This is a genomic window from Nocardia acididurans (genome assembly GCF_016741815.1).
In the GTDB taxonomy this organism is placed as follows: Bacteria; Actinomycetota; Actinomycetes; order Mycobacteriales; family Mycobacteriaceae; genus Nocardia; species Nocardia acididurans.
In genome coordinates, this window is the sequence record NZ_JAERRJ010000023.1 from 25,805 (window position 1) to 48,602 (window position 22,798).

Annotated in this window: 19 protein-coding genes; 5 read left to right on the forward strand and 14 right to left on the reverse strand. The window is 65.4% G+C overall.

The features are described 5' to 3' along the window. Nucleotides 1-317: 317 nt before the first annotated feature. The gene (locus JK358_RS37175; protein WP_201958145.1) at nucleotides 318-674 is read right to left on the reverse strand and encodes a hypothetical protein; all 357 of its coding nucleotides are present in this window, start codon (nucleotides 672-674) and stop codon (nucleotides 318-320) included. A gap of 267 nt (nucleotides 675-941) precedes the next feature. Here JK358_RS37175 and JK358_RS37180 point away from each other — a divergent pair, with 267 nt between their 5' ends. Both JK358_RS37180 and JK358_RS37185 read left to right on the forward strand, forming a co-directional pair. Then, nucleotides 942-1,424 (forward strand): cation:proton antiporter regulatory subunit, encoded by a 483-nt coding sequence (locus JK358_RS37180; RefSeq protein ID WP_201958147.1) that lies wholly within the window; start codon nucleotides 942-944, stop codon nucleotides 1,422-1,424. Nucleotides 1,425-1,429: 5 nt separating this feature from the next. Continuing rightward, nucleotides 1,430-2,668 carry a cation:proton antiporter gene (locus JK358_RS37185; RefSeq protein WP_201958150.1) on the forward strand — a complete coding sequence of 413 codons (1,239 nt, stop codon included), beginning with the start codon at nucleotides 1,430-1,432 and terminating at the stop codon, nucleotides 2,666-2,668. Nucleotides 2,669-2,707: 39 nt separating this feature from the next. On the opposite strand, the gene JK358_RS37190 is transcribed toward JK358_RS37185, so the two are convergent. Together JK358_RS37190 and JK358_RS37195 are read right to left on the reverse strand one after the other, a co-directional pair. Beyond that, nucleotides 2,708-3,907, reverse strand: a complete 1,200-nt coding sequence (locus JK358_RS37190; protein WP_201958152.1) for a cation:proton antiporter — start codon at nucleotides 3,905-3,907, stop codon at nucleotides 2,708-2,710. 7 nt (nucleotides 3,908-3,914) lie between these two features. Further along, on the reverse strand, nucleotides 3,915-4,397 hold the full coding sequence (locus tag JK358_RS37195; protein WP_201958154.1) for a cation:proton antiporter regulatory subunit: 483 nt from the start codon (nucleotides 4,395-4,397) through the stop codon (nucleotides 3,915-3,917). 533 nt (nucleotides 4,398-4,930) lie between these two features. Here JK358_RS37195 and JK358_RS37200 point away from each other — a divergent pair. Then, a complete protein-coding gene (locus tag JK358_RS37200) occupies nucleotides 4,931-7,087 on the forward strand; it encodes an acyltransferase family protein (RefSeq protein ID WP_201958156.1) in 2,157 nt (718 codons plus the stop codon). Nucleotides 7,088-7,104: 17 nt separating this feature from the next. Here the strand turns inward: JK358_RS37200 and JK358_RS37205 are convergent, their stop codons facing one another. The 4 genes from JK358_RS37205 to JK358_RS37220 all read right to left on the reverse strand — a co-directional run bounded on the left by JK358_RS37205 (nucleotide 7,105) and on the right by JK358_RS37220 (nucleotide 10,266). Then, a complete protein-coding gene (locus JK358_RS37205; RefSeq protein ID WP_201958158.1) occupies nucleotides 7,105-7,977 on the reverse strand; it encodes a hypothetical protein in 873 nt (290 codons plus the stop codon). Nucleotides 7,978-8,140: 163 nt separating this feature from the next. Beyond that, entirely contained in the window at nucleotides 8,141-9,427 is a 1,287-nt protein-coding gene (locus tag JK358_RS37210) for an ArsB/NhaD family transporter (RefSeq protein WP_201958159.1), read from the reverse strand. Nucleotides 9,428-9,469: 42 nt separating this feature from the next. Continuing rightward, entirely contained in the window at nucleotides 9,470-9,934 is a 465-nt protein-coding gene (locus JK358_RS37215) for a CBS domain-containing protein (RefSeq protein ID WP_201958160.1), read from the reverse strand. A gap of 50 nt (nucleotides 9,935-9,984) precedes the next feature. Beyond that, nucleotides 9,985-10,266, reverse strand: coding sequence for a cation:proton antiporter regulatory subunit (locus JK358_RS37220; protein ID WP_201958161.1), 282 nt, complete (start codon nucleotides 10,264-10,266; stop codon nucleotides 9,985-9,987). Between the two features lie 179 nt (nucleotides 10,267-10,445). Here JK358_RS37220 and JK358_RS37225 point away from each other — a divergent pair, with 179 nt between their 5' ends. Both JK358_RS37225 and JK358_RS37230 read left to right on the forward strand, forming a co-directional pair. Continuing rightward, nucleotides 10,446-11,456 (forward strand): sensor histidine kinase, encoded by a 1,011-nt coding sequence (locus tag JK358_RS37225; protein ID WP_201958162.1) that lies wholly within the window; start codon nucleotides 10,446-10,448, stop codon nucleotides 11,454-11,456. Beyond that, the gene (locus tag JK358_RS37230) at nucleotides 11,456-12,115 is read left to right on the forward strand and encodes a response regulator (protein ID WP_201958164.1); all 660 of its coding nucleotides are present in this window, start codon (nucleotides 11,456-11,458) and stop codon (nucleotides 12,113-12,115) included. The genes JK358_RS37225 and JK358_RS37230 overlap by 1 nt, the downstream gene beginning before the upstream one ends. 9 nt (nucleotides 12,116-12,124) lie before the next feature. Here JK358_RS37230 and JK358_RS37235 read toward each other — a convergent pair whose 3' ends face one another. From JK358_RS37235 to JK358_RS37265, 7 genes are all read right to left on the reverse strand, one after another. After that, the gene (locus JK358_RS37235; protein WP_201958166.1) at nucleotides 12,125-12,628 is read right to left on the reverse strand and encodes a GNAT family N-acetyltransferase; all 504 of its coding nucleotides are present in this window, start codon (nucleotides 12,626-12,628) and stop codon (nucleotides 12,125-12,127) included. A gap of 278 nt (nucleotides 12,629-12,906) precedes the next feature. After that, nucleotides 12,907-13,401, reverse strand: a complete 495-nt coding sequence (locus tag JK358_RS37240) for a hypothetical protein (RefSeq protein WP_201958168.1) — start codon at nucleotides 13,399-13,401, stop codon at nucleotides 12,907-12,909. 45 nt (nucleotides 13,402-13,446) lie between these two features. Continuing rightward, nucleotides 13,447-14,376 carry a hypothetical protein gene (locus tag JK358_RS37245; RefSeq protein WP_201958170.1) on the reverse strand — a complete coding sequence of 310 codons (930 nt, stop codon included), beginning with the start codon at nucleotides 14,374-14,376 and terminating at the stop codon, nucleotides 13,447-13,449. A 385-nt stretch (nucleotides 14,377-14,761) separates the two neighbouring features. Continuing rightward, nucleotides 14,762-15,241, reverse strand: a complete 480-nt coding sequence (locus JK358_RS37250) for a hypothetical protein (protein WP_201958172.1) — start codon at nucleotides 15,239-15,241, stop codon at nucleotides 14,762-14,764. Between the two features lie 27 nt (nucleotides 15,242-15,268). Then, complete coding sequence (locus tag JK358_RS37255; RefSeq protein WP_201958180.1) at nucleotides 15,269-20,314, reverse strand: DNA repair ATPase; 5,046 nt, start codon at nucleotides 20,312-20,314, stop codon at nucleotides 15,269-15,271. After that, nucleotides 20,311-22,173 (reverse strand): flotillin family protein, encoded by a 1,863-nt coding sequence (locus JK358_RS37260; protein ID WP_201958182.1) that lies wholly within the window; start codon nucleotides 22,171-22,173, stop codon nucleotides 20,311-20,313. Before JK358_RS37260 ends, JK358_RS37255 begins: the two co-directional genes overlap by 4 nt. Further along, nucleotides 22,173-22,796 (reverse strand): hypothetical protein, encoded by a 624-nt coding sequence (locus JK358_RS37265; protein WP_372440806.1) that lies wholly within the window; start codon nucleotides 22,794-22,796, stop codon nucleotides 22,173-22,175. Before JK358_RS37265 ends, JK358_RS37260 begins: the two co-directional genes overlap by 1 nt. Nucleotides 22,797-22,798 lie beyond the last annotated feature (2 nt).

Sequence of the window (22,798 nt, forward strand, 5' to 3'; positions counted from 1 at the left end):
TAGTCGGCATGTATGTCTCTTATCTGGGCGAGAACGCCGCAGCTGCCAGAACTTGCGCGCTTACCGCGATAGTCGTGTTCGCCATCGCAGTCGCTCTGCGGTCTCGGCATCGTTAATGGGTGCGGCTTGATCGCAGGGGCGCCTTGATCTGGGGTGATTCGGTTGGGGCGTTATGGTTTCCCGTGGCCTCGTTCTTCGAGCGTGCACCGGACGGCAACGACTGGAACACCCAGCTGACCGACAAACACGTCTGGTTATCAGTGCCGAGGCCGTCCGGTGGAAATATCGCCTATCTGGGTCTGCCGGGAGAGCGCGGGTCACTTCACGGTGAAGTTCCAGACTCCCTTGCAGGCGCCCTCGCGGAACTTGGGGTCGAATGCCCAGCTGCCGGCGGGGGCGGTGATGTCCCATTTTCCGTCGGGGGAGAGCAGGTACCTGCCCGAACCATCAACGAGGGTGCCGACAGAGTGGGCGGGGATGTCGTGGGCCCAGCCGGGCTGGTTTCCGATCGGCGTTGTTCTCATCACGATGCGGATGGCGTTGCGGCTGTCGTTCGCAATGGTCAAGCATGCGCCTCGGCCGGCTGGTTCGGCGGACGCTTGCGGAGCGGTTACCGCCAGTGTGGCAGCCAGCGCCGCGAACGCGAGTCCGACACGGGTGACGATGGTCTTCATCGTGATGGTCCTCTCCAGAGCTCCGCAGAGAAGCTCTAAAACCTTTGATCTGCAATCACTTTCGACTCCTACAACGCTACTCGTGCGACTTTCAAGATCCTGAACGGAAGCTTGGAGGCAAGCCCACCACCCTCCACAACGCCGCATACCGGCAGGCCAGCAGCTCCCTGGAGACGCGCTACCCCCATCGTCGACAGCGGGCGTCAGGTCGTTCGTGAATCAGGTCTGAGGGATGAGTGCCGCGGCGGTTATGGCTAAGGTGGGGCCGTGAACGTCGAAGTAACGCAGTTGCCCGGTATCGGGGTGCGCAAGGATTTTTCGCTGACGGGCTGCCGCCGGACGATCGGAATCATCGATCACAAGGACGGGACGATCGATTTGATCGTCAGCAAGCCCGGCAATCCCGATGCGACCGAGCAGATTCCACTTTCCGGGCCGGAGGCAACCGTGCTCGCCAATCTGCTCGGCGCTCCGCAGTTGGTGGCGCAGTTGCAGGAGGAACAACGAGAGTTCGGTGAGCTCGCCACCCGGCAGTTGGCGGTGCGGGTCGGTTCACCGTACGACGGGCGGCAGTTGGGTGACACCCAGATGCGTACGCGGACAAAGGCGTCGATTGTCGCGGTGATGCGGGCAGGGCAGGCAGTTCCTTCCCCCGGTCCTGAGTTCCTTTTCACCGCCGGCGATGTGCTGGTTGTCGTCGGCACCGCGGAAGGCCTAGCGGCGGCCGCCAAGATCCTCGTGGATGGCTGAGGCAGATGGTGGCACATGAAACCGCGCTCGCGCTGATTCAGCTGGGCGCGGTCTTTTTCGGTTTGGGACTGCTGGGGCGGGTTGCGGCGAAGATCGGAATGTCCCCGATTCCGCTGTATCTCATCGGCGGGTTGGTATTCGGCTCCGGTGGGCTGGTCGAACTCGATCACGTCGACGACTTCATACACCTGGCCAGTGAGATCGGCGTCGTTCTGCTGCTGTTGCTTCTCGGATTGGAGTACACGGCAAAGGAACTCGTGACGGGGATGCGCAGCTCGTGGGCTGCCGGTGTCCTCGACATCGTGTTGAATGCGACTCCAGGAGTCATCGTCGCGCTGATGCTGGGATGGGGCTTTCCCGGTGCGGTCGCGATGGCGGGCGTCACTTACATCTCCTCGTCGGGAATCATCGCGAAGGTACTCGGCGATCTGGGTCGTCTGGGCAACCGGGAGACTCCGGCCATTCTCTCGATCCTGGTGTTCGAGGACCTGGTCATGGCCGGCTATCTGCCGGTGCTCACCGCGGTCCTGGCCGGTGTGGGTTTCGTGGCGGGGTTGCAGACGCTCGGCATCGCGCTGGCCACCGTCACCGTGGTGCTCGTTGTCGCGCTGCGCTACGGCAAGTACGTGTCGATGATCGTCGACAGCGAGGATCGCGAGATCTTCCTGCTCAAGCTGCTCGGCTCGGCCCTGCTGGTGGCCGGTATCGCCTCATCTCTTCAGGTTTCGGCGGCGGTCGGCGCGTTCTTGCTCGGTATCGCCATCTCGGGCTCCACCGCGCACAGCGCCACCAAGATCCTGGAACCGCTGCGCGATCTGTTCGCGGCGATGTTCTTCGTACTCTTCGGGCTCAGCACCGATCCACGCAGCATCCCCCCTGTGCTCGGCTGGGCGATCGTGCTGGCGGTGGTGACCACTGCGACGAAGCTGGCGACCGGCTGGTGGGCCGCCAAACGCGCGGGCGCGTCGAAATACGGCCGGGCACGCGCCGGCGCCGCGCTGGTCGCCCGCGGTGAATTCTCCATCGTGATCGCCGGTCTGGCGGTGACCGCCGGCGCGGTGCCCGCCGAATTCGCGGCCATGGCAACCACTTACGTGCTGTTGATGGCTGTCATGGGACCGATCGGCGCGAGGGTGGTCGAACCGATTATGCGGTGGAGCGATAAACGAGGCTCTGTCGCCGGAGGGGACCAGCAAGCCCCCGCCGAAGTCGTCACTCCGGCGGAAGTCGTCGACAGAACCTGATCGGTGCCGGCGGGATGGTGCATCGTCAACGGACGGGACTCACCCCGGTGCGTCGGTGGTGACGGCTGCGCGTCGGCGGTCCAGTCCGCGGAGAATCGGCTCGACCACGCGCGCGGCAACCGGTCCGAGGACAGCCATCAGTAGCACGTAGGTGGTGGCGAGAGCGGCGAATTCGGCGGGCACCGCACCGGCGGCTACGGCCAGACCGGCGATCACGATGGAGAACTCGCCCCGGGCGACCAGCGCGGCGCCCGCGCGGGCGCGGCCATAGCGGGAGGCCCCTGCTCGGCGAGCGGCCCACCAGCCGGTGACCAGCTTGGCCACCGTGGTGACCACCGCCAGCACGATCGCCCAGCCGAGGACGGGCGGGATGCTGCGCGGGTCGGTGCTGAGCCCGAAAAGTACGAAGAAGAGGGCGGCGAACAGATCGCGCAGCGGTTCCAGGATCTTGGTGGCGTTGTGTGCGGTGGAACCCGAGATGGCGATACCGAGGAGGAAGGCGCCGACCGCGGCGGATACCTGGAGAGATGAGGCGATGCCCGCCACCAGCAGGGCCGAGCCGAGCAGCTTGAGCAGGAAGATCTCGCGATCCTCGCTGTCGACGATCATCGATACGTACTTGCCGTAGCGCAGCGCGACGACCAGCACAACGGTGACAGCGGCCAGCGCGATGCCGACCGTCTGCATGCCTGCGAGGAATCCGACGCCGGCCAGGACCGCGGTGAGAACCGGTAGATAGGCGGCCATGACCAGGTCCTCGAACACCAGGATCGAGAGAATGGTTGGGGTTTCCCGGTTGCCCAGACGACCCAGATCGCCGAGTACCTTGGCCACGATCCCGGATGAGGAGATGTAGGTGACGCCTGCCATCGCGACCGCGCCGGTGACGCCCCACCCCAGCCACAGGGCCACCAACACGCCGGGGGTGGCGTTGAGCGCCAGATCGAGCACGCCCGCCGCCCATGATTTACGCAGGCCGGTCACGAGTTCGCTTGCGCTGTATTCCAATCCGAGCAGGAGTAGCAGGAGTACGACGCCGATCTCACTGGCGAGATGAATGAATTCGTCGACGTTGCCGCCCAGTGCGATCAAGCCGCCCTTGCCGAATACCAGGCCGCCGATGAGATACAAAGGGATGGGCGACATCCCGATGCGTGCGGCCAGTCTGCCCAGTAGTCCCAACCCGAAGAAGACCGCGCCCAGCTGAATCAGCGCGAGCGCGGTTTCATGTGCCACCATTTACTTTTCAGCCATCCGTCAAGATTCTCGCGGCGGCCGAGAGGCCCTCCGCGGTTCCAACAACTACCAACACATCACCGGCGCTGAACACGAACTCAGGGCCGGGTGACGGCATCGCGTGTCCGGCGCGCATCACTGCGACGATGGAAACCTTTGTGCGCGTGCGCATCTGGGTGTCACCCAAGGCGCGGCCCGCGTAGCGGGAACCGGGCTGGATCGGGAACTGCCGGGTGGTTAGCTCACCGAATTCGCTCTGCTCCTCCTGTAGCTGCGCTACCAGCTGCGGTGCTCCCAGGAGGTTCGCCAGTATTGCCGCCTCGGCAGCGGACAATGGAATCTGGTCTGTCGCATCGGGATTGCCAGGCTTGCTGACGATCAAATCGATCGTGCCGTCCTTGCGATCGATGATTCCGATCCGGCGGCGTGTGCCGGACAACGGAAACTCCTTGCGTACCCCGATTCCGGGCAGCTTTGTCACCTCGATGTTCACGCACTTCACCCTAGTGCCGAGTGGCGTTCGGGTCGTATCCGTCGCGATGCCGAACTTTGCGATCGGGAGGTTCCGCTCCGGTGTCATCGTGGTGTGACAACCTCGTCGGAGACGGGCGCGTACGACGTGAGAGCGTGCGGACGTTCGATGTGCGGAGGAAGCGCGGAGATCGGTGCGCACGAAGACGCCGATCAGATGCGCGGCGGGCCGCCGGACCGCTCAGCAAAGGATCGGCGACGAAGTGGCGGTCGGCTACGCGACCAAGGATCGGGGAAAGAGGTATGACATTGTCGAGTACGCGAAATGCGTGAATGCCACGGGCGGCTCCTTTCGGTTCGATTCGCCATGAAACGGACTTGCGGAGTCAGGTGTGTCGACCGTGTGCGGTGGAAGCACCTGCTTGGTAATGATTCCGTAAAGTGGCTGCTCACGCAAATCGAGTGGGATGCATAACATGCAGTTGACTCACGAAATGGGTTGCCGCTGAACCTCGCCCGCGCGGCCGCCCACTCGAGCCCAGGTTGGTCGCATCCATGGTTGCCGTGTTTAGTAGACCCGTGTTAGGTGATAGACCACCCGTGACGTCGTCGATCAGCGGCGGATCAGTGGCGGGGAGACGAAGTGCGGAGGGCCAGCGCGAAGGTAGCCGAACGGTCACCAGCGAGGCCACCTACCGGTACGACCTGGATGGGCTGCGCGGGCTCGCGATAGCGCTGGTCGTGGTGTTCCACATCTGGTTCGGACGGGTTTCCGGCGGTGTGGACGTCTTCTTGGTGCTCTCCGGGTTCTTCTTCACCGGAATGCTGGTGCGTCGGGCAGAGCGGGCGGGGAGCGTGGGCGTGCTTCCCGTGCTGCGCCGAACCTCCATGCGACTGCTGCCGGCGTTGATGGTCGTGCTCGCGGCGGTCGCGGCCGCGGTCGTGTTGCTGCGGCCGTACACACAGTGGTCCGATCTGGCGGAGCAGGTCCTGGCCTCGGCGCTCTACTGGCAGAACTGGCAGTTGGCGCTCTCATGGTCGGACTATCTGGCAGCGGATCCATCGGTGAGCCCGCTGCAGCACCTCTGGTCGATGGCGGTGCAGGGACAGTTCTATCTGGTCTGCCTGCTCATGGTCGGACTGGCGGTATGGCTGTGCAAGCGTTTCGGGATGACGGCGGCGATCCGGCCGGCCCTGCTGACGGCAGTGGTCGTGTGTGGTCTGGCTTCATTCGCCTACGCGGCGAATGGTGCTGCGACACAGCAAGGCTGGAACTACTACGACAGCTTCGCACGTTTGTGGGAGTTGCTGGCGGGGTCCGTGCTCGCCATCATTGCTCCGCTGCTCGCACCGCCTCGGCCGGTGCGAACGGTACTCGCGGCTGCCGGGCTGGCCGCTGTTCTCTTGTGCGGCTGGGTATTCGACGGCGCGAATCTCTTCCCCGGGCCCGCCGCGCTGCTGCCGGTGGGTGCGGCGGCGGCATTGATCGTCAGTGGCGTCAATCTGCCTGCGACACAACAGCCATCAGTCAATCGCTGGCTGGCGGCAGCCCCGATGAGACGGTTGGGAGACCTGAGCTACTCACTCTATCTGTGGCACTGGCCCATCCTCATCTTCCTCGTCGCCGAATCCGGTTCGATCGGGCTGATCGAAGGGCTGCTCGTAATCGGCCTGTCCATGGCGGCGGCGTGGGCCACCCATCGATGGATCGAACAACCATTGCGTATTCGGCCCCGGCCGGAGTCGAGCGTGCCGCCGAGGCATTCGGTGCGACTGACACGGCGAGCGGTCACGTTCGTCGGCGCGACAACGGTCGCGGTGAGCATCGCTTGGCAGTGTGTAGTCCTTTCCCATCCCTCCGAGCCGATCGCGGCACTGGACCCCCAGCTGTATCCCGGAGCCGAAGCGTTGACCGGGAGCGCGCCGCCCCCCGACGCCCCGATGCGCCCGACGATCTTCGAGGCGCCGTCGGATGTACCCGCTCCCACCAGGGACGGCTGCATCGCGGATTGGGACACCCGGGAGGTTGTGACTTGCGTCTACGGCCGATCCGAAGCGGCACGAACGTTGGCCCTGGTGGGCAGTTCACACGCTGAGCACTGGCTGCCCGCGCTGCAGACACTGGCGGAGCAACACGGGTTCCGAATCGTCGCCTACCTGAAGATGGGCTGCCCGCTGACCGTTTCCGCGGAACCCATGTACAAGGGCGAACCCATACCCGACTGCCGGGACTGGTCCATGGACGTGCTCGATCGACTGGCTGACGACCGGCCCGAGTGGGTGTTCACAACCGGTACCCGCCCGGTCGACGAGGGAGGCGATGAAACCCCGCAGGATTACCTCGACGTGTGGACCGAGTTGTCCGACCGAGACCTCAAGGTCGCAATCGTCAGGGACACCCCCTGGCTGCGGCGCAACGGAATTCGCTATCGCGCGATCGACTGCCTGAGCGAAGGCGGCGACCGGATCGAGTGCGGTATGAAACGTGCGGATGCGCTCAGTGCGGTCAACCCTGCACTCGAGCCGTCCGCGGCCTACCCCAACGTCTATCCGATCGACCTCTCGGATGCGGTCTGCACGCTCGACACCTGCGCGGTGGTGGAGGGCAACATCCTCGTATATCACGACGAGCATCACCTCACCGCGAGTTATTCACGCTCGCTCGCTCCTGAGCTGGGCCGTCAACTCGGCCCGGTACTCGGGTGGTGGTGACGCACCTCAGGAGAGGCTCAACCTCCGTCATCGGCGGGATCCGAACCCCACCCGGGCGTCGGCGGCGCGGACTCCGGTGGGGGCGTGGCGGGCACCCGGCGCGGCGTATCCGGAAGATAGGCAGGATTGACGTGCGCATTGGCCTGAGTCCACGCAGTGCAGCCCTCGATGACCGCGAGTCCCTCATCTGTTCGGGCGGACTGCCTCTGGACCTCGGCAATGATCCATCCCTCGAACACATTGAACTTCGGCGCCCGGTACGGGCCGATTGTTCCGCGCTCGCCGGCCGGCTGGTCCGTGTGATCGGTCCCGGTCACAGAACGCACCGATAACGACATCGGTATGCCACGAGGCGGTTCGCCGAGTCGATCCTGTCGCCAGACGAACGTCGCTCCCGCATCGTTCGAACCCGCGACATCGGTGTCGTCCACGCAATATGCGGCCGTGAATCCTGTTGCCGCAGGCCGAATCTCCATTATCCGGGCACGGAACGTACCGGACCAGCGCTGCTCCCAATCGCCCAGGGCCGCTCCGGGCGGATAGGCGCCGCCGTCCGGAACTCGCAGCCCCTGGCCATCAGGTATCGCGTCCGCGTAGCCCGGATAGGCGAGCCTCGCTCCGACCGATCGGGCGAGCTGCATGCTCTCCGCGAATGCTCTGACCACCGCGGCTTCGGTATCGGAAAGGTCGATGCCCGCCGCCGCGCTCCACTGAAAGGTGTAATCCCCCGCCCATTCGACTGGGAACTCGTAGTCCGCCGCGGGCACGACGACGGGGTGGACAACCGCGGGCGTATACGCGGACAGCTGATCGGCCGCATCGCAGCCCGTCAAACCCAATATCAACATCGCGGCGATCGACCCGCATCGTGACGACGTTCCGGCGGTCAATGCCGGAATTGCGGTATTCGATCGTCGCGAGACCCTTGTAACGCCTGCGGGACTCTGACTCGACATGCTGCGAACACAATAGCCCGCGGTGTTCGGCGAATGAATCACCGGTGGTCATAGGGCATCGGAATGGTCATCAGCTATCCGGATGGCGCGACTCGGGTCACATGAAGTATCTGACCCATACATAACCCCACGCCAGTGTGGTGCTCAAGATCGTGACGACGATTCCCGGTTTGGTGAACTGCCAGAACGAGATCGGATGTCCAGAGCGCTTCGCGATGCCGAGCGCGACCACATTGGCGCTGGCGGCCACAGCCGTACCGTTTCCGCCGAAGTCCGCGCCGAAGGCGAAGGCCCACCAAAGCCCTTGGCCGTGCACGGGGTTGGAGGTTTGGGCGACGAGTTCCTCGACAGCCGGTGCGGTGGTGGCGGTGTAGGGGATGTTGTCGACGAAGGCGCCGATCACGGCGGATCCGAAGATGATGGTGGTCATGGCGACGAGCTGGTTGTCGCCGAACGCGGAGATGGCGAAGGAACCGAGGGCGTCGATGACGCCGGTGTGCACGAGGCCGGCGACCATGACGAACAGTCCGGCGAAGAACACGAGGGTGGGCCATTCGACTTCGGCGAGGACATCACTCACATCCAGGCCGGAGACCAGCAGCATGACCCCCGCCCCCACCAGAGCGACGATGGACGGGGCGACGTGCAGCACGGAGTGCAGGCCGAATCCGATGACCACGCCGAACAGCACGATAGAGGAACGGACCAGTAGCTGTGGGTCTTTGATAGCGCGCCGTTCCTGCAGCGCGAGCACGGTCGCGGAGTCCTGGTGATTGTGGCGCAGGGAAGTGCGGAACAGCAGCCTGGTGAAGACCACGAACAAGATGAAGATCACCACGACCGCGGGCGCCATGTGGATGAGGAAGTCGTTGAAGCTCAACCCCGCTCGGCTACCGATTATGATGTTGGGCGGATCGCCGATGAGGGTTGCGGCACCGCCGATATTGGCGGCCAGCACCTCGGCGATGAGAAACGGCTGCGCGGGGATGCGCAGCCGATCGCACACCACGATGGTGACCGGGGCGACGAGCATAATGATCGTGACGTTGTCCAATAGCGGCGACGCGATCGCGGTGATCAGCATCAGCATGACCATGAGCCGGAACGGGCTGCCCTTGGACCGCTTGGCCGCCCAAATGGCGAGGAAGTCGAAAACCCCTGTCTGCTTGATGATTCCGACGATGATCATCATGCCGAGTAGTAGGAAGATGACGTTCCAGTCGATGCCCTCGTGCTCGGAGTAGAACACCTTCTCGCCGGGCGTCAGGCCGAGCACAGTCATGAGTCCAGCGGCGATGAGAACCACCTTGACCTTGTCCGCGCGTTCGGTGGCGATGAACCAGAACGCGCCGACAAAGATGGTCAGTGCGATCAGCCCGTCCATCGGCGGGCTGCCTTTCTCGCGGAGATCGGCTGCCGCACAGGATCATTGGTCATCATCGGGTCCTGCGACAGCCAGACTCGCCAGGAGTCTTTCCAGGGTGACCGCGCCCACGAGTGTGCGTTTCGCATCGACGACGGCGACGAGCGGGCTGTGTCGGTGCGCCATGAGCGCGGCGATTTCCAGCAACGTGGCATCGGGCCGCACCGAAGCGGGTTTCGCGCTCTGCGCGGGGAGGCAGTCACCGACGGTGCGACTGCCGGGGACCTGCCAGAACAGGTCGGCATGTACCTCGTCGATGGTGCGGGCCAGCGCTGGATCGGATTGATACGAGCTGGGAATGGCCAGGCGCAGGACCTGGGTGCCCGGCAGTACCGCGATGGGCCTGCCGGCGTCATCCACGACGATGATTCCGGGCAGTCGCTTCACCACCATCAACCGGACGGCCTTGGCGACCGGGTCGCCCACCCGGATCGTGGGCAGGGAGATGGCTATCTCGTGTGCTTGCATGGTGTCGCTCCATTGCCGACGTGCGTTGGTCGCCACGATGTCCCCGGTGGTCATGATGTCGGGGCCTGTCCGTGCGTGAGTCGCGCCAGCAGTTGTTCCAGCCGGGCGACGCGATCGGTGATCGAGGTGCTGTGCAGCAGTTGGGCGCACTCGTCGGCCTCGTCGGCATCGAGCAGGATGTCGGCGTAGGGCTCGTCGGCTTGCTCGGAGCTGTAGAACATGACGTGCTTGCGGCCGTTCGCCTCGGACAGCACCGCGAAGTGAGCTCCGCTTCGTGTGCGCAGATGATGTACTACACCCAGTCCGGGGACGGTCGTACGCTCGACCTGCATCCCGAACACCTCCCACCGATATCGACCGAACCTTGAATGCCTAAGAGTTTTCGGTGAACGGGGGCGTTCCACTATCGGGGCGGAACCCCATCTTGGGCAGGCACGTGGGGGCGTTCGTCCCGTCCAAATGGGGGCTGGACTGTATGGACAGCAATTTCAACGATGGCGAGAATGACCGGATGGACCATCGCACCGGAGGGCTGGGCCACCTGCTCCGCCATACGCGTACCCCAGTCGGTGCGTTGTTCCGGCGGATCATCTTGATCAACGGGCTGGTGTTCACCTTCGGGACGTTGGTGTTGGCGTTGTCGCCGGCGACTGTGTCGTCACGGGTGCGGCTCACCGAGATCCCGGTGCTGCTGATCGGGTTGGCGGTGATGCTGGGCGCCAACGCGATCTTGTTGCGCCGGAGCTTGTCGCCGCTGGATCGGCTGATCGCCTCGATGCACCGGTTCGATCCGCTGCGCCGCAACGACCGCATCGACGACATCGACAACGGCGACCTCGGGCATGTGATCGATTCGTTCAATGCGATGACCGAACGGCTGGAATCGGAGCGCACCGCCTCCAGTGCGGCCGCGCTGGCCGCACAGGAGGGCGAGCGTCGGCGCATCGCGCGCGAGCTACATGACGAGATCGGCCAGAGCCTGACCGTGGCCCTGCTGTCGATGAAGCGGGCTGTCGACAAAGCACCGGCGGAGATCGCCGCGGAGTTGGGGGGCGCGCAGGAAGCCGTGCGATTGTGCCTCGACGAAGTACGCGGCATCGCCCGCAGATTGCGTCCGGATGTTCTTGACGATCTGGGGTTGCACAGTGCGTTGGCCGCCCTCTGTCACGAGTTCTCGACTACCGCGGGAATTCTCGTGTCCCGTGAGGTGGACCGATCCCTCGACCGGTTGAATCCCGACGTCGAGTTGGTCTGCTACCGAGTGGCGCAGGAGTGTCTGACCAATACGGTCCGGCACTCCGGCGCGAGCCGGGTGACGGTCGGATTGCAGGTGAAAGCAGATGTGCTGGAACTGTGCATAATCGACAACGGATGTGGCGGAGTCTCCAGGGAAGGGGCGGGAATTCGGGGTATGCGCGAGCGAGCGCTGCTCATCGACGCGACACTCACCATGAACTCCCCGCCCGGGATCGGCACCGACGTCCGGCTGCGAGTTGGCTACGACACCGCTAGGAGCGTCTGATGACCGTCCCGGCTATCGCCCGGATTCTGCTCGCCGACGATCACGCGCTGGTGCGCAGCGGACTACGCATGATCCTCGATGCCGAACCCGACCTCACCGTGGTCGCCGAGGCGGCCAATGGGCAGGAGGCCCTCGACCGGCTGGCCGAAGTGCCCGTGGATCTCGCCATCCTGGATATCGCCATGCCGCGGATGACCGGCATTCAGGCCGCACGCGAGATCAGCCGGACTGCGTCGGGCGTGCGAATCCTCATGCTCTCGATGTATGACAACGAGCAGTACTTCTTCGAATCCCTCAAAGTCGGCGCCTCGGGTTACGTCCTCAAATCAGTTGCCGATCAAGATCTGATCGAAGCATGCCGCGCCACCATGCGCGGCGAACCGTTTCTCTACCCGGGCGCGGCCACCGCCCTGATCCGTGACTACCTCCAGCGCGTACGCAGCGGATCGACGCTGCCCGACACCATCCTCACGCCACGAGAGGAGGAGGTGCTCAAACTCGTCGCCGAGGGACATTCGACCCGCGAGATCGCCGAATCGCTGGTCATCAGCGCCAAGACGGTGGACCGTCACCGCACCAACATCCTGTCCAAACTCGACCTGCGGGACCGAACCGCGTTGACCCGTTACGCAATTCGCGCGGGCCTGATCGAACCATGACCGGACTGCTCACAGCGTTTCGGCGATACCGCTCATTTCCGGTAGCCGGACGAACAGCGGCCGGTGAACGGTTGAGCCCGAGGGATGGTCGTATCGGTGCCATCCGACCGAGGTCCAGAACTGGGTCGCGGCTTCGCTGAACGCGAGCAGGGGCCGGTCAGGATAGGTTCGACAGAGCAGATCGACGACGGCTGTGCCGATGCCGCGATAGCGATATGTGGCGGACACCTCTATGAACTGAATCTCGAGCGCATCACTGGCGAGCCGTAGCGCCCCCGGGTAGTCACTGGTGTCCGCATCATCGCCCAGAGCTACTCGGGCAACCTCGGCACGGTCGAGATGAAACGATAGGTACTCGAACGAGTCGCCTTCGAACCGTGGCTCATTCCACCACGACGGCTCGAAACCCGCGTTCGGCTCGAAGGGATGCCAGGCATAGCGGCCATGATCAGGCCGGCGTTCTCGCACGGTCAGGGTCAGCGACGAACAAGTCATCCGAGGAGCTGTCGTCACCCAGCGTCACCTGTCGGGGCGGTGTACCTGCGGTACGGCGTCGAACTGGTGACAGCCACAAGAGACCGGGTGCGGCAGCGTGGGCACGCGTCATCGCCCGGGCTCAGTGCGGATGTTCGGCACAGCAAGCCGCAGTGGTAGCAGCGCAACAGCTGTCCTCGAAGCAGCGAGTTGAGCGGAGTCGATCGCATCAGGTACCTCATTGTTTGCGCAGTTTAGCAAACAATGAGGTAGTGACTTCGGATTCCTGTAGCGGCTGCCCGGCAAGCGGCGGTGATCTACCGGCGAGCTCGGGAGCGGACGAAGTCCACCAGTTCCGGGGGTACGAGTCCGGCGGGAAGCACCGAATCCCGGGCACCGGTGAGCAGGACGGTATTGCCCTGGAGGGCGACCTGGTGGACTTCGGCGAAGGCGATTCGCCAGTGCTTGGACGAACTGTGAACGTGAAGGGAGAAGTAGTGGTAGTGAGCGACCATCGGCGTGCCAGGCGGAGCGCAGATACCCTGTGGCGCCTCCCGTTTGAGTAGGGGCTCGAGCCAGATGAAGGGGACCAGCACCAGGGACAGCAGCAGGGCGAAGGCGTAGGCGTCGGCCGCTGCGGACCCGCCCTCGCGCACGAACGCGATCACCGCGATGACAACAGGGATGCAGGTCGGGGTCAACCAGGTGTGCGGGGATCGCAACCAGCGCGTCGCGACGGACCATCGCACCTCAGTCGCTACGGCGGGGTCGGCGACCCAGCGCACCTCGGCAAGGGGATCGGTGAGGTGCATCGTCCTAGCACTCCTTGCGTGTCGACTGTGGCGGATGGAGGGTGGTCAGCGGCGCGAGCGCAGCACCGCGGCCAGCGCGACGGCGAGGGCCACTCCGAGCAGTCCCGCACGAGTGCGAGATCGGTTGCGAGTGAGCGCTTTCCGGCGTGTCGGACGAGAGCGGAGGACCTGCGGGGGATCGGGCGGCGGCGTGGCTGCGATCAGGTCGGCGAGTTGACGGCTTGCCGCCCAGCGGGCTTCGTGTGGCGGGGGCGTGAGCATGGCGGCCAGTTGCCGACCGGTCAGGGTGGCTCGGTGCGCGGGGTTGTCGCGCAGGTGGATGAGTGTGGACAGTAGCGCGCTCGGGTCCACGCCGAAAACCCAGGCGGGAACGCGCCACGGTCCGTCGGTCCCTCGGGGCGGCAGCCAATCTCGCGGCGCGCGCGGATCGCCGGGCAGGGGCCGGGCCCGCAGCGCGGTTCGAGGGCAGTGCAGGGCGAGGGCTGGGCTGGGCTGGTACTGCCCCACCGCCACACGAGACGGTGCCACGCAGTCGAGTGCCGACCACGGTATCTCCCAATCGCAGCGCTGGGTGGCAATGCGAAGACCTTTGGGGGACAACGAAAGTCGCGAGCGCTGTAATCGAGGAAAGAACGGCGCGCTCAGAACCACCATGCCCGCCATGGTTGCTCCGTAAAGGAGCATCTCGCCGTCGCCGATTGCCACTGCTCGCCAGCTCACCGCGATGCCCATCAGCAACAACCCGCCGAAGATATCGTGTGCCACCGTCCATCTGTGCCCGCGCAGGACCAGAACGGGACCGGGGAGCTGCTCGATCCGAGGCCGGTGCCGGCGCCATTCCTCGAAGCTGCCCGCGGCGACCATCCAAGCGATGGCGAGAGTGATCACGCCCAGCGGCAGCGGTCCGGTGCTGCCGCCCAGCACGTTGTACGCGAGAATGCCGAGTCCGGTGAGCAGCAAGGCGCCAGCCCCCACCGCACACCACTTTTCGGATTCCGAGTTCTGTGGCCACCCGCACAACCACCGAAAGCCGGGCGGTGTATCGGGACCGCCCGGCACCGAGGGAAGCGAATCGGATTCGTGCGACACAGTCATGGCGATCTTGTCCATCTTACGTCGAAATTGGTGCCTACCTTGACATTTCGGGGGAAATGTCGGGGCGATATCACGCCTGGAATCTCAGTGATCACCGCGGAACTCAGCGCGGCAAACGCACCGATCATCGTCAGCACGCCGACAATCACGGCAATGGGCTTCGGATCGGCCCGACTCGTCGTTGGAATCGGTTGATAGGCATGCCTGGGCTGTGGCCGATGCACTGTTCCCCTGGATTCGTTTCCTTACGGCTCGAGACTGTAGATCATGGGGCGCAGCCGAACTCGATCGATGCTGTGACGAAGCGCGGGTATATCGCGAGGCGGCCGGTGCCCAGATCGAAGCCCTGGTAGGCGAGCGCGATCGGTCCGCCCATGGTGCCGTTGTCCACCAGGTCCAGTACCTCGTCGGGAAGCTGATCGGGCTGGCGGATGCACAGGTTCGGGAAGGTCAGCACGAGAGTGCGCGCGGTGTTGATCAGGGTGTCCGGTGTGACTCCGGGGCACCACACCGAGTCGGCGATGTCGTAGAGGAAACGCCGTTGGGGATCCTGCGCGCGGTCCGGGGCGGCGCCCTTGTCGGCGTATCCGGCTTGATGGAGAAGCCAGCGGCCGGAACAAGCCGGTTGTGTTCTGGTGGTAGTGGCCGCTGGTGCGCTGTTGTCTGTCTGTTGGTTCGGTGCGCCGCATGCCACGGTGAGGAGCACGGTGAGCACGATGAGCGTCGACATCCGGGGGCGAGGCATATTCGTCCTGTTCGGGTGTGCGTCGATTCATGTGGATCGGCCGTGTTTGCCTGCCGGTGATGCCGACTCTATCGCGCGTAGCGCGGATTCGATGCCGGCGATGCGGTCGCCGAGCAGGCCGAGAGCGCCGATCGCACGGACCAGGGGGTCGTCGTCGGCGCCACCGAGGGCCTGCTCGCGCAGGAAGGCGGACTTCACCTCGGCCCACCGTTGAGATTGCGCCTCGGTGAGCGGCCCGCGCAGCTCGGCGAGTTTGAGCAGGTTGGCTTCGGCTGCGGCAGTGAGGGTTTGGGCCTCACCACGGTAGTGGTCATCGATGAGGGTCTCGAGTTCTCTGTCGTTCATGACCGGTAGGACGCGTTCGGCGAGGGCGTTCATATTGCGGTAGGAGCCTTGCAGCTGGAACGGCGGCTCGGTGCGCGCGGAGTCCGCGGTGGCGGCCGAGGCGATGTAGGTCCGGTTGACCGACAGCACCACCTGTTGAACGCGCAGCAGTTTGCGCAATACGGACGTGATCTCGGACAGTTCGGCGTTGGTGTAGCGATGGATGAGTTGGTCGCCGGCGGCCTGCTGGTCGCCGTGTGCGGCGCGCACGAGTACTTCGAGGTCGGCGCGGTCGCGTGCGGACAGCGGTGCGAGAACGGGATTGGCGGTGAGCGCGTTCTCGATGTAGCTCAGCGCGAACAGCTCCTCACGGCCCGACAGCACGTCGCCGAGGTTCCACACGTCGGCGCGGTTGGCGAGCATATCCGGGATGCGGAAACGCTTGCCCTGCTCGGTGTACGGGTTTCCGGCCATGCAGACGGCGAAGCGTTTGCCGCGCAGATCGTAGGTGCGGGTGCGACCGTCCCACACGCCCTCCATCCGGCGCTGACCGTCACACAGGGAGATGAACTTCTGCAGTAGCTCGGGGGAGGTGTGCTGGATGTCGTCGAGATAGAGCAGCACGTTGTTGCCGAGCTCGAGAGCGAGGTTGATCTTCTCGAGCTCTTGGCGGGCGGTGGAGTTCGGCGCTTGGGCCGGGTCGATCGAGGTGACCTCGTGGCCCAGCGCGGGTCCGTTCACCTTCACCAGCACCAGACCGAGACGCGCGGCGACGTACTCCATGAGGGTGGTCTTGCCGTAGCCGGGTGGGGAGATCAGCAGAAGCAGCCCGGATCTGTCCACGCTCGCGGAATCCCCTGTGACGCCGAGCTGTTTGGCCAGATTGTCACCGATGAGGGGCAGATACACCTCGTCGAGCAGGCGGTTACGCACGAATCCGCTCAGCGCCCGAGGTCGATACTCGTCCAGACGCAGTCGGGCGCGTTCGGCGGCGACCAATTCGTTGCGGCGGCTGAGGAATTCGCGGAAGCCGGGAATCCGGTGCAGGCGGAAGGCTCGGCACCGTGCCAGGAACTCGTCAAGGCGGAAAGTCAACTCCCGACGGACGATCCGTGGATGCACCCCAAGTAGATTCGTCACCGTCGCGGTGCGTTCGGCCGAGGACTCGCGGCGTGGGAAGTCGTTCCCGCACAGCGCGATCGCGACGGCTTCGGGCAGGTCGTGCACCATGGCAGCAGCCTCGTCGGACTGGTCGAGAAACGCTGTGAGCCAGGCATGTACCAGCTGATAGCGGGCCGCGAGGTCGGTGGATTCCAGGGTTCGTAGATCCTGCTCGTAGGCGCCGCGTGCGTCGACGGCATTCCCGTCCAACGCGCGGTGGAAGCGAGCCAGGAGCACCGTGGCGCCCGTAGAGGTGGTGAATTCTGTTGGCGTGGAACCAATCTCCTCGAACAGATATGCGGCGGCGAGATCGCTGTCGATGTCCGTCAGCCCGCTCGAATCCGCGAATTCGCCGATCAGCCGCGCCAACTCGGCACACAGCTGATCCACCGCCGCCGTCGGCCCGAACACCTTCCGCGCGCGGGCCAGCGATCCGGCGCGCGTCTGCCAATGATCTCGGAAGTCAGCGTCGCTCTCCGCCTCGAATCGCCACCACAGTTGCGCGGCAGCGCGTTCCGCGGCCGGGAAACGCAGGAGTCCCGCTCCGGCGTGCAGGCGCAGGACGGCGGCGAGGATCGCGGCCGCGTCGCGATCGTGTACGCCGCGTTCGTAGCCCTCGTCGTAGCGCCCTGCCGCTACCTTGCCCACCAGCTCGGTGAGCCCACCCTCGGCGGCGACGCGGTGCAACTCCTCGACGCGGTTCTCGTTCTCGGCGTCGGCGAGGATGGACGCGGCCAGATGTTCACCGCGGTACACCTCGGGCGTCTCCGAGACGAGCAGCTGTGACCAGTACGCTCGGCTGTTGCCGAAATCGTTGTCGCGCACCGGCGCTCGATAGTCGGTGCCGGTGATCGTGAACCACATGGCGTTGTCGTGCGGAACCACGGTCAGTTCCACCGGCCGCGTGTCCACGGCGAAGCGGTGCCGGCCGAGGCGAATGGTGTCGCCGCCGTCGTCGTAGAGGTCGGCCCGGTCGCGCAGGGCGCGCCCGGCCTCCTGCCGCGCGGCGCGCAGCAGCCCCTCGAACTCCTCGGCCCGCACCTGATCGCCCAGGGCGCGCAGCTCCGCGACGGCCCGGCGCAGCCTGGCCACCATGGGATCGGCGGCGAAATAGGTGTTGATCTCATCGTTCGAGTCGAGTGCCGTGGTGCGCCGCCGCACGCCGTCGAGCACACGCCGCGCCGATTCGGCGAGCCGCTCGATGCGGCGAGACCGCTCATCGGCCAGCGCCTGCCGACGGGCGGAGATCGCCTCGTAGACGTCTTCGCGTTTGGCGTCGAGCCGGTCGGCGAAATCGTCGAACTCGCCGAACCGCGTTTCCAGACTCTCGATGCTCAGCAGCAGTTTCGACAGTTGCCGGTCGCAGGATTCGGGGGAGTCGCAGCGCGCGAGCGCGCCTGTCACCGCCTGACCGAGCAGCGCGTACTCGGCGGCGAAGGCCGCGCGGCTTTCCACGGCCGCGAGTTCACCGCGGCGGGCTTCGACGGTGGCCCGCACTCTGTTCACCCCCGCGAGCACTTCGCCGATGCGGGTGAGGACCGTGGTGCGCACTGTCGCATCTGCGATGTTGAGGTCGCTCACCACCTCCGTGACCAGGTGCAGCGAATCGGTGAGCTCGGCCAGCCGCTGTCGCACCGACTCGGCGTCGGCCACCGCCGCGAGAGTTTCGGCGCGCGCGAGCAGTGTATCGATCTCGTCGGCGTAGCCGGTGAAAGCATCAGCGCTACTGAGGAATTCGGTTGCTCGCTGACCGGTGTCGGTCAGTGCCGCGGCCAGCTCGGCATCCAGGGCGGCCACACGATCGGTGTCCGCGTAGCGCATTTCGCGCACCGTGACCAGATGTCCCTGCGCGCGGCGCAGATCCGCCAGCAGTCGCACCCAGTCCTCGGTGCTGTGGTGCGCGGCGGCGCGTGCGTTCCGGATGAGCGATGCCGCCTGCTCGGCCGCTCCGTCGACGGCCGCACGCGCCCGGGCGGTCAGCGCGGTGACTCTCGTGTACTCGTCGAGTACCTGTTCGGCGGTGGCCTGTACTGCGGCCAAGGGGGTTCCCAGGTCGCCGAGCCCGGGTTCGGCGAGCCAGTGGTGCTGGTCGAACGCCCGCGTGCAGGCCCCCACGACAGCCTCGAAAACCGCTGCGGCGGGCCGCATCTCCTCCACCATGCGGGAGACCGCGAGGCAGTCGGAGATGCCCCGCACCAGATCGGCGTTTCCGACCCGGTGCAGCGGCCCGGTGCCGGTGGGCTGGGCGGCGGCGTACAGGTCCGAAACGAACGGGGTGCGCCATATCTGGAGCGGGTGCACCCGAACCGGTTCTTCGGACATCGCCCGCAGCACCACCAGATTGCCGTCATCGAACAACGAATACCCATGGCACGTAACCGGAGTCGCGACCTCGGTGCGAACCGTGTTGTAAGACAGCAGCAGCGTGCGTCCTTCGCCGCGGGCATGGAAGGCGTAGAGCACGTCCTCGCCGTTCCCGGCCCGGATCGTGCGCTCGTACTCCAGATCCTCGACGGCGGTGTCGAATCGCTTGTGCGCGCCCGTGGCCAGATAGTAGCCGCCCGGGAAGATGATGCCCTGATCCTCGGGTAGCCGCCGGCACGCCTGGCCGATTCCGTCCAGGCGCACCACCTCCTGGGTGCGGGTGTTGAAAACCAGGTGCCGCCAAGCTGTTTCGTTGTACGGCCGGATGCGCAGCAGGATCATCGGCCCTAGTCGGACGTAGTGCACAGCCGCGTCGGCGAGGCTCTGCAATGGTTCGTCCACGGGCTCGCTGTAGATGCCCTCGCCGCTCTCGGTGTTGTTCTCCACCTTGATGGTGAGGGTGCCGCCGAGCGTCTCCACGAACACCTCGCCGAGGATCGACAGGTGCGGGTGCCGTCCCGGCACCTGGTCGTCGCGGGTGGTCTCGATCCACTCGAAGTCGTGCGAGGCCGGGAACGCGTGATCGCGCTCGCCCCTGTTGTCCAGGTATCGGATGCCTCCGCGCGCATCCAGCTCCCAGCGCAGCACCCGGATATCGTCGGTGCGCTGTCCGGTCTGGAACACCGCCAGCAGCCGGGCCTCGACGCGGCGCAACTGCAACAGTCTGGTCTGGCTGTAATACCGGTACAGCTCGGCGAAGTCCTGGCGGAACCGGGGATCGTCGAAAAGCCCTGTCGCTTCCGCGGATTCGAACCGTGATAGCGGGGCCTCCCGGTTCCACTGCGATGTCCCCGCATCAGTTGTCTCTTCGCCGCCGCGCACCCGGTACACCGCGAACACGTCTTCCACGGCGGTCTCCGGCCGCATCCCGACGAACACGTTGTAGCCGAACACCATTCGGCCGTCGGGAAGCGCGACGATATCGCGCGGCACGCAGTTGTTCGAGGTCCGGATTCGCTCGGTGCACAGCAGCGCCAACTCGGTGCCGCCGAATTCCTCGATCCGTTGTTGATTGAGATGTACTGTGCGTCGGGATAATTCGGTGGCGTGCTCGATCAGCCGGGCCCGCAGGATCTCGTAGGTGCCCGAGTCGAGCGCGTCGTCGGCCCCTCCTCGATCGCCGGCGACCCGGCGATCGAGGTTCGGCTCTGCCGTCGCGTTCACTTGACCGCGATCCGCTCGCCGTCGCCGGAACCGTTGGCGCCATTGGCGCCGGCCAGCCGGCCGATGAGCGCGCCCGCGGCGGCCTGCCCGATCTCGGAGTTGCCGATCAGCTGGTCGAGCCCCTTACCCAGGCTGATGGAGCCGATGAGCCGGTCCAGGAACACCGAATCCCCGCCGACGATATCGATATTCGCCTTCTCCAGACCGGTCGAGAGCACCTGTGCCTGTGCCTGCGCCACGTCGCGATGCACATTGACCCGGGCCAGCTCGACGTCCTTCTCCATCTCGAGCCGCAGCCGGAATTCCTCGTGCTCCCGGGTGACGTCGTCGAGCGCGGCCATGGCCTTGGCCTTCTCCTGCAGGCCCTCGGCCTCACCCTTGAGCTTCTCGCGCAGGGCCTCGGCCTCCACCAGTGCCTTCTCCCGCAGCGCGACCGCTTCCGCGCGACCCACCTTCTCGATGGCGTCGGCTTCACGTTCGCGGACCTGCGCCTGGCCGAGCCCGTACGCGGCCGTCTCTGCCTGCGACGCTTCGGCGAGCCGAATCTTGGCCTGCGCCTGCAATTCCGAAGCCTGCTGCTCGGATTCGGCGAGGATCAGCGCCTCCTTCGCCTTGAACTTGGCGGCGGCTTCAGCGGCTTCGGCGGCCTTGATGTCCTTGACCAGATGCTCCTGCGCCTGTGCTTCGGCCCGGATGACGATGGCCTGGCGATCCCGTTCCGCGGCCTCGACCGCGCGGAGCCGGTTGATCTGCTCCTCCTGCTCGGCGACGGTCTTCTCCACCGCGACCCGCTCGCGCACCACCTCGGCCTTGGCCCGCACCTCGACCTCGACCTCGCGGTCGGCGGCGATCTGGGCGAGCGACACCTCCCGCTCCCGGGCGGTCACCTCGAGCAGCCGGTCCTTCTCGATCCGCTCGGCCTCCACCGCGATCACCCGCTCGCGGTTCTTCTCCGCGACCGCGATCTCCCGGCCCATGTTCTCGCGCTGGATGCCGAGCGCTTCCTCGGTGCGCAGATGCGCGGTCTGCGAGCGCAGTCGCTCCTCGGACTGCACCCGCGCGATCTCGGCTTCCTCCCGGGCGCGCAACGTCTCGACCTCACGCTGCTGCCGGATCTCGGCATCGGCCTGCTGGCGCTCCAACTCCAGCACCGCTTCACGCGCGTTCACATTCTGGCGAGTGATCTCCTTCTCCTCGTTACGCCGGAACTCGTTGGTGCGCACATGCTCCACCGCGGTGAGCTCGGTGATCTTGCGAATACCCTGCGCGTCCAGGATGTTCTGTGCGTCCAGCTGCCCGATCGGCGTCTGCTCGAGGTAGTCGATGGCGGCGTCCTCGAGGCTGTACCCGTTGAGGTCGGTGCCGATCACCGCGATGATGCGGTCACGGAACTCGTTGCGGTGGGTGTAGAGGTCCACGAAATCCAGATGCTTGCCAACGGTTTTCAGCGCCTCGGAGAACTTCGCCGCGAACAGCTCCTGCAGGGTCGCCTGATCGCTGGCCCGTGCGGTGCCGATGGCCTGCGCCACCTTGATCACGTCTTCGACCGTCTTGTTCACCCGGACGAAGAACGTGATCCGGATATCGGCGCGAATATTGTCGCGGCAGATCAAACCGTCCCTGCCGACACGGGCGATCTCGATGGTCTTCACCGAGATGTCCATGTACTCGGCCTTGTGCAGCACCGGTAGGACCACCGCGCCGGTGAACGTCACATCCACCCTGCGCATCTTCGAAATAATCAGTGCGCGACCCTGTTCCACCTTTTTGAACAGACTCGACACCAGCAGGAGCGCGGCCAACGCGATAACCGCGACGACAGCGAACAGCACCCCGACCCCGATTGCTATGGCGGACATCAGATCCCCTCCTCGAAAGCGGCCACCCAGAACACTTCGGCGGCCGTGTCATAGTCGTAGACAATTGCTGAACTACCCTGTGCGAGGGGCTTTTCAGCGGCATGGGCGACGGTCTGGCGGACCTGTACGATCGCCGACGAGCCGTCACTCGAAATCAGTTCGGCCTGACCGAAATCCGTTCCGACAGAACCGGTCCGGATGACGCACCGTCGCCCCAGGAAGTCTTCGCGACGCGGTGCGGGCGCGGACTCGAACAGTCGCCGCAGCGGTAGCACGACCGCGCGGGCAGCCACGACCGCCAACCCGCAGGCGGCTATCAGGACGACGAACCCCGCGAGAACCCCGGTGCCGCCGCTGAACCCGGACCGGCTCACCGCGATCGAACCGATCAGGCACAACAGCCAGGCGAATGCGACGAGTATCGAGATCACGAGCGTTACGGGCACCCCTCCGAGCCCGTAACGCCCGAGTCCCTCCGCCGCGTCCGTCTCGCCGCCGAGATCGGAATCGACTGCACCGATGAGCGCCGCCAGCCAGTAGCCGGCCACGACCATCAGCGTGAACGTGAACAGGACCGTAGGGAAAGACGTTGCGGCAGTGAGAAATTCGCTCATGCCGACCACTC

Bases quoted from the DNA above. Each gene is read 5' to 3' on its own strand.
- JK358_RS37175 (WP_201958145.1), bottom strand. From the start codon at position 674: ATGAAGACCATCGTCACCCGTGTCGGACTCGCGTTCGCGGCGCTGGCT.
- JK358_RS37185 (WP_201958150.1), top strand. From the start codon at position 1,430: ATGGTGGCACATGAAACCGCGCTCGCGCTGATTCAGCTGGGCGCGGTC.
- JK358_RS37190 (WP_201958152.1), bottom strand. From the start codon at position 3,907: ATGGTGGCACATGAAACCGCGCTCGCGCTGATTCAGCTGGGCGCGGTC.
- JK358_RS37200 (WP_201958156.1), top strand. From the start codon at position 4,931: ATGGTTGCCGTGTTTAGTAGACCCGTGTTAGGTGATAGACCACCCGTG.
- JK358_RS37210 (WP_201958159.1), bottom strand. From the start codon at position 9,427: ATGGACGGGCTGATCGCACTGACCATCTTTGTCGGCGCGTTCTGGTTC.
- JK358_RS37215 (WP_201958160.1), bottom strand. From the start codon at position 9,934: ATGCAAGCACACGAGATAGCCATCTCCCTGCCCACGATCCGGGTGGGC.
- JK358_RS37220 (WP_201958161.1), bottom strand. From the start codon at position 10,266: ATGCAGGTCGAGCGTACGACCGTCCCCGGACTGGGTGTAGTACATCAT.
- JK358_RS37225 (WP_201958162.1), top strand. From the start codon at position 10,446: ATGGACCATCGCACCGGAGGGCTGGGCCACCTGCTCCGCCATACGCGT.
- JK358_RS37230 (WP_201958164.1), top strand. From the start codon at position 11,456: ATGACCGTCCCGGCTATCGCCCGGATTCTGCTCGCCGACGATCACGCG.
- JK358_RS37240 (WP_201958168.1), bottom strand. From the start codon at position 13,401: ATGCACCTCACCGATCCCCTTGCCGAGGTGCGCTGGGTCGCCGACCCC.
- JK358_RS37250 (WP_201958172.1), bottom strand. From the start codon at position 15,241: ATGCCTCGCCCCCGGATGTCGACGCTCATCGTGCTCACCGTGCTCCTC.
- JK358_RS37260 (WP_201958182.1), bottom strand. From the start codon at position 22,173: ATGTCCGCCATAGCAATCGGGGTCGGGGTGCTGTTCGCTGTCGTCGCG.